The following is a 15174-nucleotide window of genomic DNA, read 5'->3' as shown; positions in this document are numbered from 1 at the left end:
TACGGACCCTCATTCGATTGAAAGCCGGACGCTGACCATCTGCATCGATCCATCGCCTCATCCGATACCGGCCGATAAGAGCTTATCCAGGGTGATCGGAAGATCGCGGATCCGTCGCCCGGTCGCGTTGTAGATCGCGTTGGCAACGGCCGCTCCGGTGCCCGTGATGCCGATCTCGCCGATCCCCCGAGCGCCCATCGGCGTATGGGGATCAGGGATGTTCGTCCACATCACGTCAATCGCCGGCACGTCAAGATGGGCGGGTATGTGATATTCGGCGAGGCTCGCACTCATGACCCGGCCGGTGCGTTCGTCGAAGGCCGTCTCTTCCGTCAGGGCAAGGCCGAGGCCCATGATGATCCCTCCGCGGAACTGGCTGGCGGCAGTCTTGGCATTCAGGATACGGCCGCAATCGAATGAGCCCAGAAAGCGCGCGATGCGGACCTCGCCGGTCACGGCGTTGACCCGCGCCTCGCAGAACAACGCGCTGTACGAGTGCATCGACCAATGCTGGTTTTCGATCGGCGCGGGCGCTGCGGCTTCCACCGACAGCTCGGCACGCTGCGCGCGCGCCAGGATCGAGGCATAGCTCTCCCACCGCGCCGGTTCATCGAGCTTGGCGAGGCCGCCATCGAGACCGCCGACCTCCTCCGGCTTCAGACCGGCCAGCGGCGAATCATTGCCGGCAAGCTTGAGCAGTTCGACCACCAGAGCCCGGTGGGCGGCGATGATCGCGGCGCCGATCGCGGCGCTCTGCTGCGATCCGCCGGCCAGGAACAGACCCGGCAGTCGGGAATCGCCATATTCGACCGTGACCTGGTCAAGCGGCAGTCCGAGACGTTCCGCGACCACCTGGGTATGCGCCGTGGCTGTGCCCATCCCCATTTCATGCGCTGCGACCGATGCGCAGGCATGGCCATCGCGGCCTATGCTGATACGGGCGACACCGCCGGGCATCCGGTAATAAGGATAGGTGCCGGTGGCGCAGCCCAGCCCGACGAGCCACTCGCCCTCGCGCCGAGCGCCCGGCGGCTGCCGCCTCGCCCAGCCGAAGCGCTCCGCACCCGCGCGATAGGCCTCGACGATATTGCGTGACGAGAAGGGCGTGCCGACGGTCGGGTCCTTCTCCGGCTCGTTCTTGATCCGCAGTTCGATCGGATCGATTCCCATCCGGTCGGCAAGCTCGTCGATCGCGCATTCCATAGCGAAAGTGCCGACCGCCTCCCCTGGCGCTCGCATGAAGGTATTGGCGACCATGTCGATCCTCGCCACCCGCACCTCCATCTTGAAGCTGTCCGCGGCATAACCGCTGCGGGTCGCGACGATGAACGGCTCGGGCATCGCGCTGTGCGGTGTCATGATCGTGGTGCCGGTGTGGATCATCGCGGTGAAGCATCCATCCTTCTCGGCGCCGATCGCGAAGCGCTGCTCGGTCAGGCTCCGGCCGCCTACGATCCGGAAGACGCCTTCGCGGGAAAGCACGATACGAACGGGACGATCGGCCAGCTTGGCGGCGGCGGCGCCCAGCACCTGATGCTGCCAGAGCGTCTTGGAACCGAAGCCGCCACCGACATAGGGCGAGGTGACGCGGACCTTGTCCTGCTCGATCCCGAACATATGCGCGAGCGACCACGCTGTGTGCGTCACCGCTTGGGTGGCATCGTGCACGACAAGCATGTCGCCGTCCCACATTACCGTCGCGGCATGTGGCTCGATCGCGGCATGGCTGTGTCGCGGCGTGCGATAGGTCTCGTCGACCTTGAAAGCGGCCGAGGCGAGCACGGTCTCGGCATCGCCGATGGTGACCTGCAGCGGATCACCCTGAAACTGGCCGGGCTCCGTGCCGTCGGCCTTCGCGGCTTCGAAGGAGGTGGTCGCTGCCTCGGCTTCATAGCCGATGCGGATCAGAGACTTGGCATGATCCGCCTGTTCTTGCGTGTCGGCCAGCACCAGCGCGACGGGCTGCCCGTTCCAGTGGACGCGGTCGTCCTGCATGACCGGCAGGTCGTCGCCGCCAGCCGCCATGCGGTTGGAACCGAACGCCGGCATCGGCCGCATTCTCGGCGCGTTGCGATAGGTCATCACCAGCACGACGCCCGGCGCAGCCTCCGCATCCGCGGTATCGAGAGTGGCGATGCGGCCCTTGGTGATCGTCGAGAAGAGGACGGACGCGTAGGTCATGCCATAGAGCGTGAACTCGGCGGCGAAACGCGCCGCGCCCTGCACCTTGAGTGGCCCGTCGATCCGCGACACGGGCTTGCCGACATGCCCATGCTGGTTCCGGATCAGCGGATCGGGCGTACCCCCCGGCACCCATCCATCCGGCGCCACCTCGATGGCTTTCTTCGTGACGGCCTGAGCGAGGCCCTTCGCCGCCTCGGCGGCATCCTTGACGATGCTCACGCGATTTCTCCTGCCAATTCCTGAAGCACGGCAACGATGGTCCGCTCCGCCAGCTCGATCTTGAAGCCATTGTGGCTGAGCGGCACCGCGCCTGCGAGCTCGGCCCGAGCCGCGTCACGGAAATGCTCTGCAGTCGCCGGTGCCCCGCGAAGGGCCGCTTCGGCCTTATGCGCGCGCCATGGCTTGTGCGCCACGCCGCCGAGAGCGAGCCGCACATCGGAGATGCGATCGCCGTCGATCTTCAACGCGGCAGCAACCGAGATCAAGGCAAAGGCATAGCTCGCCCGATCACGCACCTTTCGATAGGTCGATCGCGCGAACCAGCGCTCCGCAGGCAGTTCGACAGCGGTGATGAGCTCGCCGGGCTTGAGCAGGGTCTCGTCGTCGGGCCGCCCGTTCGGCAGGTGATGAAGCTCGGTCAGCGGCAACCGACGCTCGCCATCCGCGCCGAGCAGGTGCGCGGTCGCATCGAAAGCGGCGAGAGCCACGCACATGTCCGACGGATGCGTTGCAACGCAGGATGGCGACGCCCCCAGGATGGCGTGCATGCGATTGAAACCCTCTATGGCGTCACAGCCTTCCCCCGGATTGCGCTTGTTGCAGCGCGAGCCTGCATTGTCGTAGAAATAGGCGCACCGCGTCCGTTGGAGGATATTGCCGCCAACGGTCGCCATGTTCCGGATCTGTCCGGAAGCACCCGACAGGATGGCGCGCGCCAAAGCCGGGTAGCGGGCACGAACCGCCGCGTGCTCCGCCACCGCGGTGTTACGCACGGCCGCGCCGATCAGAAGCCCGCCATCATCGCGCTCGCCGATCGTGCTCGACAGGCCGGTGACGTCGATCAATGCCGTCGGACGCTCGATCGTCTCGCGCATGAGATCGACGAGATTGGTGCCACCGCCGAGATAGCGACCACCCCGCGCGCTTGCCAGGCGAAGCGCGTCGTCGGCATCCGTGGCGCGTGCAAAGCTGAAGGGCGTCATGCCACCTTCTCCGGCATCTCGGCATCATAGCCCTGCTGACCGCGTCGCTCTCCGAACACCTCGTCGATCGCATCGATGATGCCGTTATGGGCGCCGCAGCGACACAGATTGCCGCTCATCCGCTCGGCCAGTTCTTCGCGTGTTGCCCTGATGGCCATCGCCGACAGGTCGCCGGTGACGTGGCTGGGCAGACCCCGCTGCAGCTCGGCCGCCATGCCGATCGCCGAACAGAGCTGCCCCGGCGTGCAGTAGCCGCACTGGAAGCCATCATGCTCGATGAATGCTTTTTGCAGCGGGTGAAGACCGGCCTGGTCGGCGAGCCCCTCGACGGTGGTCACCTGCCGGCCTTCATACTGGACGGCCAGCGCGAGACACGAGAGGATCCGCTCTCCATCGACCAGCACCGTACAGGCCCCGCATGCGCCCTGGTTGCAGCCCTTCTTGGTCCCAGTTAGCCCGATCTGCTCACGCAGGAGATCCAACAATGAGGTCCTGGGGTCGATATCGGTCTCGATATCGGTGTCGTTGATGACGAAGCGCATGGGATTCCCTCCAGCTGCAGACCGTGCTTAACGCATCGAGCGGCGCCTTGGTCCCCGGTCCCGGTGCGAAATCGCCCGAACGCCCGCGAAACGAGGCCGGCATTTTGCCAAGATCGCACAGTGCCTCGCAGCCCGGTTATCAGGCCGCTTTTCCAACCGCGATAGCGGATCCTCCCTCGATTGCGAGCGATGCTGTGATCGGCGCGGAAGGGGAGGACCCGTCCAAACGATATGGTCGGGACGCTCAGCGCCTGCCGCTTGCAACAACCCTCATAAAATGATGCTGCTGGCAGCGTCGAACGTCCTTCGCACTTATAGAGCAGCGCGACGATGCCGCCCTGGCGAGCGCCCGGTCCAACGCTTGAACGCGTGCCGGAAGCTTCCGGTATCCGCGAAGCCAAGGCGCGCGGCGAGAGCCGCGACGCTCTCGCGTTCGCTTTCCAGGCTCTCGATCGCGACGGCACACAACAAAGCGTCCCGGATTGATCGATAGGAAGCCTGTTCCATCTGCAAACGGCGCTTCAGCGTCGAGAGGCTTATGCCGAGCAGCTCAGCCATCTCCCTCTCGGTGGGGATGCGCTTGGGCTGCGACAAGTTCGCCGCCATTAGTGACCGGACCCGATTGGCAAGCGTGTCACGCGCGATCTGAGTGTCGTTCACATCGAACGGGAACCGCCGCAAAAGGGGAATCAGTTGTTGGGGACTTCTCACGACCGGCCTGTCGAGGAGAGAGGCAGCGAAACGGAACGCATTCGTTTCTGCCTGAAATATGATGGGATGAGCGATCATGAACTCCGATGCCCGGCTCCCGATCAACGATGGATAGCACATGCGCACGCTCAGCAATTCGACCGGCGCATCAATCAGCCAGGCAAACAGACGATGAAACGCTGCCAGGCCGGCCAAATCGGTCAGCAGTCCGATGCGGTCGCGCACGCCATAATCGGTATGGATGCAGAACTCCGCAACGTCGTCGATCACCTCGATCGTCAAGCGGCCTGGTCGGCTGGCAAGCGCACGCATGAAAGAGGCCGCGCGCTCGATCACGTCCCGCAAGGTGCGGCAAGTGATCACGCAATGGCATAGGAGGCCATACTCCTCCCTGGTCATGGGCGGCCGGCCTTCGCGCCACGCGCATCGACCGACGATCAATGTCATGCCCGCGGAGAACGCGTCGGTGAATGCATCGTCCGGCATGGGTCCGACCCAATGCGGATCGATCACCTCGTCCAGCGTCTTGCCGAAACAGCGGCATGCGATGCTTTCGCCTTCCCCAACATCTATTGTACGAACCTGCTGGAGGACGGTTTGCAGCAAGGCGCGCGATGCGCGGCGAGGGGCGACCTGGGCTATGTGTTTCGGCACCGATGCTCCATGGGACGGTTCGCATCCCACATCAAATGGCCGCCGTCTATCACCAGTTCTAAGAGCCCGGCATGAATTCGATTCGTCGAAGGCGAGAAGATGGGCCGTCGTCTCGACCGATCCGCTCGCTCAATCCTCCTCGAAGCTGTTTCTTTCCCTGTCGACGAGGAGGCCGGGTCAGGCGGACCCGACAGCGTCCCATTCCAGCGGCAGCTCGCGAACCATGAAGTCGGCCCCGGCCCGCCATTCGATTTTTGCACCCGGCTGCAGCCGCAGGCCGGGCATCCGGGGAAGAAGCTCTTCGAGCATCACACGCAGTTGCGTGCGCGCGAGATAGGCTCCGGGGCAAAGGTGCGGCCCCGCTCCGAACGCCAGATGCCGTACGCCCCGCGCGCGCCCTCGATCGAAGTCGACCGTGGTCGCGTTTTCGAAGGCGCTCTCGTCCAGGCCCACGATAGGCGTGGCGATCAGCACAGGATCGCCGGCCTTCAGACGGACGCCGTGAAAGTCGGTATCCTTCACGACGATGCGTCCGATATTCGCGATGCTGAACCGCCGTAGCATCTCCTCCACCGCCTTGGGGATGTCCGCAGGCCGATCGATCAGCCGCTGTCGGTGCGCCGGGCTACCAGCCAGGAAATACATGACGTGCGACATTTCGGAAGTAACCGTGTCGAGGCCACCGAGAAACAGCATCACCGTGATCCGGTGCATTTCGTCCCATGTGAGCGCCCGCCCGTCGATCCTGGACGCGATCATCGCCTGAAACATGCCGCCGCCGTTGGTCTCGGGCGCCTCCATTTGCTTCTTCAACCATTCCGCCAGAAAGGTCGACGCCTCGGCCATGCCGCGTCCGAATTCTTCCTTGGTCGCCCCGCTGAAGACGTTGCGCACCCAGGGCAGGAATTGCTCGCGATGCGCCGGGTCCACGCCCATTCCCGCCAGGAACACGTCGATCGGCAAACGCTCGGCAAACTCCCCGACGAATTCACACCGCCCCGGGGTCATCGCGTTCAACAACGCTCGTGCATCGCGGCGCGTCACGTCTTCGAGCGAAGACAGCGCACGCGGCGAGAACAGGTTTTGCGTGAACATCCGGCGATAGGGTGCGTGCTCGGGCGGATCATAGTTATTGGGGATCAGCTTGACCGGGCTCTCAAGCTTGGGAACGGAAACGGACCTCACCGAAAAGATCTCGTGGTTCGAGAAGACCTCTTCGGCGAGCGCCGCTGTCGTGACAACCCAATAGCCGCCGAGATCGGGCGAGAAGAACATAGCCGGACGATCGCCCATGCTGGCGAGATAGTCCCACAGGCTTTCGCGTATCTGCGCATCGCCACGATAATCGAAGGGGAAGACGAGATCGGCTGGAACATGGTCCGGAATGGAGTCTGTCATGCTGGTCATTGGCGGATCCTCGTAAGTTCAGCGGAGGGTGCGGAAGGTCGCCCTGATGTCTTCGACCACCGCCGCGGGCTCTTCCGCCGCGGCAAAATGGCCACCCGACGTGTGATCCGCGCGGAAAAGGACGTTGTAGTTCGACAGGTTTCTTTCCGGAAACAGTGCGGTGCCGTCCCCACGGAAAAGTGAGATGCCCGCGGGCGCCCCGAAAGTGGGCGTCCGGGAATGTGAGGGTTGCCAAGGCTGACGCGCCGCCTCGGCATAGAAGCGCGCCGACGTCACGAAGCTCTCGCTCGCCCAATAGATCGTCGCATTGGTCAGCATGGCATCGCGCGAGAATCGCTTCTCGACATCGCCGTTACAGTCGCTCCATGCGCGCCAGCGTTCGAGTAGCCAGGCGAGCAGCCCCACCGGTGAATCATGCAGCGCATAGGACAGCGTCTGGGGATCGACCAAATGCGTGGTGATATGGCTAACGAGGCGCCGCTCTGCCGCCGTGGCGTTCACCGCCTCCTCGGCCGACAGAGTCGGCAGCAATGGACCAAGCAGATCATATGGCCGCGGGTTTGCGAACAATCCGGGCCAAACGGGCATCGAGACGTGGATTCCATAGAGATCAGCAGCATATTTGTGCGACAATTGAGACGTGACGATCGCACCCCAATCACCGCCATGAGCCGCAAACTTCCGAAAGCCGAGGACCTCTGTCATCAGCTTGTGCCAAAGGTCCGCAACCTGCCAATAGCTCACTCCCGTGCGCAGCGGCACCGAGAAGCCGAAACCGGGCAGGGATGGCACGATCACATCGAACGCATCGGCCGGATCTGCGCCATGGGCGGCGGGATCGGCGAGCGGTTCGATCACATCCCGAAAGTCCCAGAAAGTCCAAGGCCAGCCATGGGTCAACAGGATCGGGATCGTAGACGATCCCGATCCGGGCCGAAACATATAGTGAATCGGAATGCCGTCGATCGTCACGCGAAAGTGATCGAACTGGTTCATTGCCCGAATCTGGGTTTCCCAATCGAAACCATCGACCCAATATTCAACAAGAGATGCAAGATACGACTTCTCGACGCCGTAGCTCCAGTCGGCGTTCCCAAAATCTGGTGCCCAGCGTGTTTCCTTAAGACGACGGCGTAGATCCGAAATCATGAGTTCGTCATCATGCAATGTGAATTTTTCGGGAGACATCGTCGTCCTCAACAGCGAATTTGGACTGCCCGGTCCGAGCTTCAACCCTGTCCTCAAACCGAGAGTCGCATCGAGACCCCTTTCTCGTTGAAACGATGATAGCCCCAACGCCGATCAATCCAATGATCAGACAGCTCATTAATCATGGGATTTTGGCTCATGAGTCTGTCCAAAGAGGAAGGCGTCCAGCGCGATGGCGCGGCCCGCGCCTGTTCGCCTTATCCGAATGTGAAATCGCGTGCTCGCTTTCGAAACGGCAAAGCCGCCACAGGCGGTTCCAACTGGGGGCAGTTTCTCAAATGCGGAATATTACGCATAGCGCAGGCAGCGCCTATCCGAAAAGTTATGCCCGAAAGGAATACGCGATGAACCAGCAAAATTCGTCTTTCGGACGATGCTATGACATCAGCTTCCATAACGAGCTCACCGATTCGACCGGGCACATGCATCATTGCTGCCAACGCAGCCTCCAGATGACCGCTCCGGATCCAGGCCAAGCTGTCGCCCTGGCAATTCGGGAATTCGAGCGTCTCGAGGGTGTGCCGCATTGGGATCTGCACGCTCAAAGCATAGTCTGCAGACCGGCCGAGCCGAATGCTCATTGAGTTCATAGGCGCTCAGACGGGTTTCGCGGCTTTCATGGCCTGATCGTCGGAAAGAGAGTGCCGCAAATCACGCAAGATCGGCACCCACGGCCCACCGAGCCCACACCAGCGACGATCGGAAGAAGCAGCACCCCGCCCAGATTGCTGACCATAGCTCATTCAAATCAAAAAAGGGCGAGAGGAAGAGCGAATCGGCGTCCCTCCTTCTTCGAAACGGCTACTGGATTTCACCCGTCGTTCGGTTTCAAGCGAAACGGTCGTCGTGAAGGCAATGCAGTGCAACGGATGTCCTGATGAGCATCGATAACCGATGAAGGAGGGCATGGATTTCCTGCACCATGGGAGAATTCGACCATATCTTTTTGAGACTGATCGCGGCAGCTGCCGCGGGGCTTTTGGTCGGCCTCGAACGTGGCTGGACGCAAAGAAACGTAGGTGAAGGTCGTCGCATCGCCGGCTTTCGAACATTCGGGCTGTTTGGTCTGGGCGGTGGCCTATGCGCACTCGTTCCCGATCTGGTCGGCGCTGTGCTCCTTCTTTCGGCCGGCCTGATCCTCGCGATTGGCTATGCGCGCGACTCCGCGCCTAAGCGACGCTCGGCCACGTCCAGCATCGCGGCGATATTGACGTTGGCGGCGGGCTTCCTCGCGGTTCGGGTGTCGCCAATGGTGGGCTTGGCCTCGGCGGCCACGATCTTCGTCCTGCTGAGCACGAGACAATCGATGCATGCGCTGCTCAAAGGACTTAGCGAAGAAGAGATGAAGGGCGTGGCGCGTTTTGCACTCGTCGCGTTCATCGTGCTGCCTTTTCTGCCCAACAGCAATCTGGGACCGTTTGGCGCCTGGAATCCACAGCGGATCTGGCTCGTCGTCGTCTTCGTCATCGGCCTTTCCTTCGTCGGCTATGTAGCAAATCGCCGGCTTGGCTCCCAAAAAGGTACGCTTCTCCTGGCATTCACAGGAGCGATCGTCTCCTCAACCGCCGTAACTGCCGACCTCGCCCGGCGATTGCGCACTGAGCCGGACATGCGTGGAACACTCACAGCGGGAATCGCGATCGCCTCGCTCGTCATGTTCCTGCGGGTACAGCTTCTCGTCTTGATCTTTCTGCCGAGAGCATTCCCTTCGACTGCCGCCGCACTCGCCCCGGCATGCGGCATCGCGGCTGGCTATGCGTTGCTGGCCTATCGACGAGCGGCCGACAAGGAAAGCGGACTCCCTATCGCCAATCCTCTCGGCTTTGGTCCCGCCTTCCTGCTCGCAGCAATGGTCGCCGTCCTTTCGCTGCTGTCCCGGTGGGCGCTCGCAACCTTCGGAAGCAAGGCGATGGCAATCATGCTGAGCCTGACCGGTATGTCGGACGTCGATGCCACGATACTCACGATCGCGGGGCTGCCCGAATCAGCCCTCGACGATCGCATGGCTGGCGCCACCATCATATCCGCGGTTCTCGCCAACACCGCCGTGAAAGCTGCCATGACGATTGCCATTGGATGGCGAAACGGAGGCTGGCGGGCTGCCCGCCCGCTCCTCTTGGCGCTGTTGTCGGCTTGCGTCGCGTCGTCGATATGGTGGCTGACCTGACGAAGCACTACGACGACTTTTCGAGGAAAGCCGATCAGGCAGCAAGTGGCCCCTCCTGCCGACCCATTGCCGAAGCGATGAGTTCGAATGAGCGTAGCCGGTCGAGGTGATCGTAGACATCGGATGCGATCATCAGTTCGTCGGCGTCCGTTTCAGCGATCAGCGCAGCAATGCCCGCGCGAACGGTTTCGGGAGAGCCGACGATCGAGCGGGCGAGCATCTGACCGACCTGGAACTTCTCGGCCGGGGTCCAATAGGCCTCGATGTCATCGATCGGCGGATGGCTCAGCGTCCGCGATCCGCGGAATAAATTAGTGTAGGACATCTGCTGGCTCGTGGCGAGCCGCTGCGCGGCGGCATCGCTGTCCGCAGCGATGATGTTGACGCCAACCATCGCATGCGGCGCACCAAGGACTGCCGATGGCCTGAACGTGGCACGATAGATGTCGAGCGCGGCGAGCAGATGGGCAGGCGCGAAATGCGACGCGAAGGCAAAGGGCAGGCCGAAATGGGCGGCGAGCTGCGCACCGTAGGTGCTCGATCCGAGGATCCAAATTGGCACGTCCGTCCCTGCGGCGGGAACGGCCTGCACCGGCCAGTCGGCGCTGGCCGCGGAGAAATAGCCCTGCACTTCCTGCACATCGTTGGGGAAGCCGTCCGCACCGGGCGGACGCCGCAAGGCACGTACGGTCGCCTGATCGGTTCCCGGCGCCCGGCCGAGACCGAGATCGACACGGCCGGGAAACAGCCGCGCCAGCGTGCCAAACTGTTCGGCGATCACGAGCGGAGCATGATTGGGCAGCATGATGCCGCCCGCCCCGATCCGGATGGTCCGCGTGCCTGCGCCGACATGGGCCAGCACGACCGCAGTCGCCGCACCGGCAATGCTCGGCATGTTGTGGTGCTCGGTCACCCAGAACCGGCGATAACCCCAACTCTCTCCCTGAACGGCAAGATCGCGCGCATTTTCGAGTGACTGGCTGGCGTCCGTGTCCTGCGTGACGCGGACGGGTTCGAGCATAGAGAGGGCGACCATGATAAGCTCCGCTTGGCGTGCCCGTATGTAGGCTGCATCGCCCTTGGAACAATGCCGTAAATCGGGACGAGCCGTCAGTGCGGGCCATCCGGCGCGGCACCGTAATCCCTCAGCTAGCGGTCGGCAGCAGCCTTGGCCGTGCAATCAGCCTCAGGCGGGGGAAAGCTCAGCAAGGGGCGCTTCGCCGTCTCACGGGCAATCGCCGCGAGGATCGCATCGGCAACGATTTCCGGCTGATCACGCGGGATCATGTGGCCGCTATGCGCTGCGAACAGCAACGTCGCGCCGCTTCGCCTGGCGAGGCCCCTGTGGCCTTCGCGCCAGCGCAATAGCTTCGCGTCGGTGATCGCAGCATCGGCCGCACCTTGCGTGATCACGGTGACAGGCAGGCCGCACGGCACCGGATTGCGCATCATCGTTCGCATCGTCGCGACATAGCCGTCCGCGAGACGCAGGTCGTTGAACTGCGTCTTGCCCGCTTTCGCCGCGTCGAGGATGCTGGTGCGAAAGGCTTCGGCGGCTTCCAAGCCGCCCAGTCCCTCGACGGTGTTCGCATCGACATAGATCAGCGCGCGGACCTCTGCGGGAAACAGGTTTGCATAAAGCTGGGTGAGGAAGCCGCCATAGCTGTGGCCGACCAGGATGAGCCGCTTCGACAGGCCCAGCCGGTAAAGCGCGCGGTGGAGCCGGGCGACTTCCTCATAGATGTCGTAAGAGGTAGAGAGCGGCTGGCTGTGCCCCATGCCGGCGCGATCATAGGCGATCAGCGTCGCCGCGGCACGCCCGCCCAGAGCATGGATCACCGGATCCCATTCGCGCAGATCCAGCGTCGCCCCGGCCTCGAGCAGCACGACCGGTCCGTCCGGCGGGCCACGGCGGATCTCGAAGCGCAACGTCCGTCCGTCCACCGCCACGTCGCGCACATCGGCAGCGACAGGCTCTGGCGACGACGATGCGATGGCCGCGGCCGAACCGCACACCCCCATCAAAAGCAAGCCCATCTGCAGGCAGAGCCCGATCATCCCCGTCCGTCGCCACAAGCGCATGGCTCGCCCTCCTCCCTTGCCTGGACATAGGGTGTTAGCGGCTGCCTGCTCCAGCCGCTTGTCCGATAGGGCTCGTGCCTTGATCCGCGCTGCGCAGCACGCGTTCCAAATCGCCAAGCGCGGTGATCGCCGCCTTCCTAGACATTCGGCTGGATCCTGACATCCCTATCGATAGGAAAGCCCCATGCCACGCTGTGATCTTCTGTTCCGCGACGCGCTGCTGATACATGGCAATGGCGAGAGCGGCGTGACCGGCGATCTCGCCGTGAGCGGAGACCGCATCGTGGCGCTCGGCGCATTGACCGGCTGGTCCGGCGGGCGCGAAATCGATGCGCGCGGGCTCGTGCTCGCACCCGGCTTCATCGATGCCCACACCCATGACGACCGCGCCCTGCTCGGGCCGCCCGCAGCGCTGGCCTGCAAGCTCTCGCAGGGCGTCACCACCGTCATCGTCGGCAATTGCGGCGTCAGCCTCGCACCGCTTTCCCTGGACCACCGGCCGATCGCCCCGCTCGACCTGCTCGGCGACGAGCGGTGGTGGACCTTCGACAGCTTCGCAGCCTATGCGACGCATCTCGACGCCCATCCGCCGGCGGTGAACGCCCTCGCCTTCGTCGGCCATATCAGCCTCAGGGTGCGCGTGATGGGCGACGACGTCTTCCGCCCGGCGCGCCCGAAGGAGTGCGCCGAGATGCGCAGCCTGCTCGCCGCCGCCCTTGCCGAGGGCGCGGCCGGCTTCTCCTCCGGCCTTGCCTATCCCCCTGCCCGCGCCGCGACGACCGAAGAGGTGATCGCCATCGGCGAGCCGCTCGCCCGCCACGGGGGCCTCTACGTCACCCATATGCGCGACGAAGAATCGGGGGTGATGGCGAGCATCGAGGAAGCTGCGGCGATCGGCCGGACGATCGGCTGCCCGGTGGTGATCAGCCATCACAAATGCGCCCTTCCGGAAAATTTCGGCCGATCGCGCGAGACGCTGGCGCTGATCGACCGGACCGCCGGCCAGGGCGACGTCCACCTCGACGCCTATCCTTATGCCGCCTCCTCCACGGCCTTGCTGGTGGAGCTGCTGCGCGACGACATCCCCGTCCAGATAACATGGTCGCTCCCTCACCCGTCGGCGGCAGGACGGATGCTCGACGAGATCGCGCGCGAATGGGCGGTGCCGCCGATCGAGGCTGCGCGGCGCCTCCAGCCGGCCGGGGCGGTCTATTTCTCGATGGACGAGCAGGATGTGCGGCGGATCCTGGCGCATCCGCGCACCGCGATCGGCAGCGACGGCCTGCCGCACGATCAGCGCCCGCATCCACGGCTGTGGGGCAGCTTTCCCCGCGTGCTCGGCCATTATGCGCGCGATCTCGGCCTGTTTCCGCTCGAGGTCGCGATCCACAAGATGACCGGGCTGAGCGCGTCGATCTTCGGCCTCGCCGATCGGGGGGTGTTGCGCGAGGGCGCCTATGCCGATCTGGTGCTGTTCGATCCCGCATCGATCGCCGACCGCGCGACCTTCACCGAGCCCGAGCTGCCCGCCGAGGGTATCCGCGAGGTGTGGGTCAACGGGCGCAGCGCCTATACCGCGAAAGGCGGCGTCGTGCCCGATCCCGCGGGCCGGCTGCTACGACGCCGGCCGCAGGGTTGAAGCGGACTCCGGCGCGCGCGCCTCGCCGAGGCGGGCCATGTCCGCCGCGATCGACAGCGAGGCGCGCCAATAGGAGAAAATGGCCAGCATGCTCGCGCAGACGCCCGCCAGCAGCGCATAGCGCAACGAATCCCGCCCGACGAAAGGAGCGAGCCAGTCGCTCACGAGGCCGATGATCTGCGGTCCCAGGCCAAGCCCGATCAGATTGCCGAGGAAGAGCTGCGTCGCCGCCGCGCGGGCGCGCATGCGCGGCGGCACCAGCGCCTGCATCGCGGCGATGCACGGCCCGATATAGGTCGCGCTCAGCGAAAGCGGCGCGATCGCCGCGACGATCGCGACGCGCGGATCCCCGGCCAGCAGGAAGACGGGCCAGAAGGGCAAGGAAGCGAGCGCGCCCAGGATCGGCACGCCGACATACCAGCGCGGGCTCCGCCGGCGCAGGCGATCGACCAGCAGGCCCGAGGCAAAGGTGGCCGCGCCTCCGCCGATGCCGACGATGAGCGCCAGCACCAGACCCACCTGCTGGACGTCGAGACCGTGGGACCGCATCAAGAAGGCCGGCACGAAGGTGGTCACGCCATAGCCCGAAAAGGCGCTGAGCCCACTTGCGAGCACGATCCAGCAATAGGAGCGCTGCGAGCGCAGATAAGCGAGCGTTTCGCGCATCGACGGCGCGGCCGCCGTCTCGACCTCACACTGACGGGGCGGCTCCTGCACCGTCGCGGCCATCAGCAGCGCCAGCAGGATGCCGGGAATGCCGGCAACGAGGAAACCCGCGCGCCAGCCATGGTGATGGACGATCCAGCCGCCGCCGACGAATGCGACCATCAGCCCGATATTGACGCCCACCGCATAGATCGCCTGAGCCCGCCCGCGACGATCGGGCGGAAACAGATCGGTGATGATCGATTGGGAGGCCGGTCCGGTCCCGGCTTCGCCGACGCCCGTCAATACGCGCGCGAGCAGAAGCTGCCAGAAATAGGTCACCCAGCCGCATGCGGCGGTCGCGATGCTGAAACAGGCGAGCGACAAGGTGATGATCCGGATGCGGCTGTAGCGATCCGCCATGATCGCGATCGGCACGCCCATGGTCGCATAGAAAAGCGCGAAGGCCGGACCGGCAAGCAGCCCGAGCATCGCATCGCTCAGCCCGAACTCCAGCCGCAGGGGCTCCAGCACCACCGACAATATCTGCCGGTCCACATAGTTGATCGCATAAGTGGCGCTGAGCAGGGCGAGCACGATCGATGGCCGCTGCAGCGCGCTCGGGGTGGACGGCAAGGCTCGGGCTTCCTTTTCCTGGTGGCGCATCCGCTTCTTGCCCGATTTCCCGCGCCGCGCCTTGCAGAAAGGCTCGGGATCTTACCCCTACGGACC

At 64.2% G+C, this 15174-nt stretch carries 11 protein-coding genes; 2 read left to right on the top strand and 9 right to left on the bottom strand.

The window, feature by feature from the left end:
* Window positions 1-57: 57 nt before the first annotated feature.
* From GQY20_RS17190 to GQY20_RS17165, 6 genes are all read right to left on the bottom strand, one after another.
* A complete protein-coding gene (locus GQY20_RS17190) occupies window positions 58-2403 on the bottom strand; it encodes a xanthine dehydrogenase family protein molybdopterin-binding subunit (protein WP_157218364.1) in 2346 nt (781 codons plus the stop codon).
* Window positions 2400-3386 (bottom strand): FAD binding domain-containing protein, encoded by a 987-nt coding sequence (locus tag GQY20_RS17185; protein WP_157218363.1) that lies wholly within the window; start codon window positions 3384-3386, stop codon window positions 2400-2402. Before GQY20_RS17185 ends, GQY20_RS17190 begins: the two co-directional genes overlap by 4 nt.
* Window positions 3383-3928 (bottom strand): 2Fe-2S iron-sulfur cluster-binding protein, encoded by a 546-nt coding sequence (locus GQY20_RS17180; RefSeq protein ID WP_157218362.1) that lies wholly within the window; start codon window positions 3926-3928, stop codon window positions 3383-3385. The genes GQY20_RS17185 and GQY20_RS17180 overlap by 4 nt, the downstream gene beginning before the upstream one ends.
* Window positions 3929-4240: 312 nt before the next feature.
* Window positions 4241-5293 carry an AraC family transcriptional regulator gene (locus GQY20_RS17175; protein WP_157218361.1) on the bottom strand — a complete coding sequence of 351 codons (1053 nt, stop codon included), beginning with the start codon at window positions 5291-5293 and terminating at the stop codon, window positions 4241-4243.
* A 177-nt stretch (window positions 5294-5470) separates the two neighbouring features.
* Window positions 5471-6700, bottom strand: a complete 1230-nt coding sequence (locus GQY20_RS17170) for a cytochrome P450 (RefSeq protein ID WP_157218360.1) — start codon at window positions 6698-6700, stop codon at window positions 5471-5473.
* 18 nt (window positions 6701-6718) lie between these two features.
* Window positions 6719-7933 carry an epoxide hydrolase family protein gene (locus tag GQY20_RS17165; protein WP_232476116.1) on the bottom strand — a complete coding sequence of 405 codons (1215 nt, stop codon included), beginning with the start codon at window positions 7931-7933 and terminating at the stop codon, window positions 6719-6721.
* A gap of 898 nt (window positions 7934-8831) precedes the next feature.
* Here GQY20_RS17165 and GQY20_RS17160 point away from each other — a divergent pair.
* On the top strand, window positions 8832-10076 hold the full coding sequence (locus GQY20_RS17160) for an MgtC/SapB family protein (RefSeq protein ID WP_157218359.1): 1245 nt from the start codon (window positions 8832-8834) through the stop codon (window positions 10074-10076).
* A gap of 34 nt (window positions 10077-10110) precedes the next feature.
* Here GQY20_RS17160 and GQY20_RS17155 read toward each other — a convergent pair whose 3' ends face one another.
* Together GQY20_RS17155 and GQY20_RS17150 are read right to left on the bottom strand one after the other, a co-directional pair.
* Window positions 10111-11112 carry an LLM class flavin-dependent oxidoreductase gene (locus GQY20_RS17155; protein WP_157218358.1) on the bottom strand — a complete coding sequence of 334 codons (1002 nt, stop codon included), beginning with the start codon at window positions 11110-11112 and terminating at the stop codon, window positions 10111-10113.
* 113 nt (window positions 11113-11225) lie between these two features.
* Entirely contained in the window at window positions 11226-12158 is a 933-nt protein-coding gene (locus tag GQY20_RS17150) for an alpha/beta fold hydrolase (RefSeq protein ID WP_157218357.1), read from the bottom strand.
* Window positions 12159-12342: 184 nt separating this feature from the next.
* On the opposite strand from GQY20_RS17150, the gene GQY20_RS17145 reads away from it, so the two are divergent.
* A complete protein-coding gene (locus tag GQY20_RS17145; protein ID WP_157218356.1) occupies window positions 12343-13797 on the top strand; it encodes an N-acyl-D-amino-acid deacylase family protein in 1455 nt (484 codons plus the stop codon).
* Here GQY20_RS17145 and GQY20_RS17140 read toward each other — a convergent pair.
* The gene (locus tag GQY20_RS17140; protein ID WP_157218355.1) at window positions 13774-15078 is read right to left on the bottom strand and encodes a spinster family MFS transporter; all 1305 of its coding nucleotides are present in this window, start codon (window positions 15076-15078) and stop codon (window positions 13774-13776) included. The genes GQY20_RS17145 and GQY20_RS17140 overlap by 24 nt on opposite strands.
* Between the last annotated feature and the right edge of the window lie 96 nt (window positions 15079-15174).

Source organism: Flavisphingomonas formosensis, from assembly GCF_009755815.1.
GTDB lineage: Bacteria > Pseudomonadota > Alphaproteobacteria > Sphingomonadales > Sphingomonadaceae > Flavisphingomonas > Flavisphingomonas formosensis.
Note: the sequence above shows the minus strand (reverse complement) of the source record. Positions and strands in the feature narration are given on the sequence as shown.

Bases quoted from the DNA above. Each gene is read 5' to 3' on its own strand.
- GQY20_RS17185 (WP_157218363.1), bottom strand. From the start codon at position 3,386: ATGACGCCCTTCAGCTTTGCACGCGCCACGGATGCCGACGACGCGCTT.
- GQY20_RS17180 (WP_157218362.1), bottom strand. From the start codon at position 3,928: ATGCGCTTCGTCATCAACGACACCGATATCGAGACCGATATCGACCCC.
- GQY20_RS17170 (WP_157218360.1), bottom strand. From the start codon at position 6,700: ATGACCAGCATGACAGACTCCATTCCGGACCATGTTCCAGCCGATCTC.
- GQY20_RS17160 (WP_157218359.1), top strand. From the start codon at position 8,832: ATGGGAGAATTCGACCATATCTTTTTGAGACTGATCGCGGCAGCTGCC.
- GQY20_RS17155 (WP_157218358.1), bottom strand. From the start codon at position 11,112: ATGGTCGCCCTCTCTATGCTCGAACCCGTCCGCGTCACGCAGGACACG.
- GQY20_RS17150 (WP_157218357.1), bottom strand. From the start codon at position 12,158: ATGCGCTTGTGGCGACGGACGGGGATGATCGGGCTCTGCCTGCAGATG.
- GQY20_RS17145 (WP_157218356.1), top strand. From the start codon at position 12,343: ATGCCACGCTGTGATCTTCTGTTCCGCGACGCGCTGCTGATACATGGC.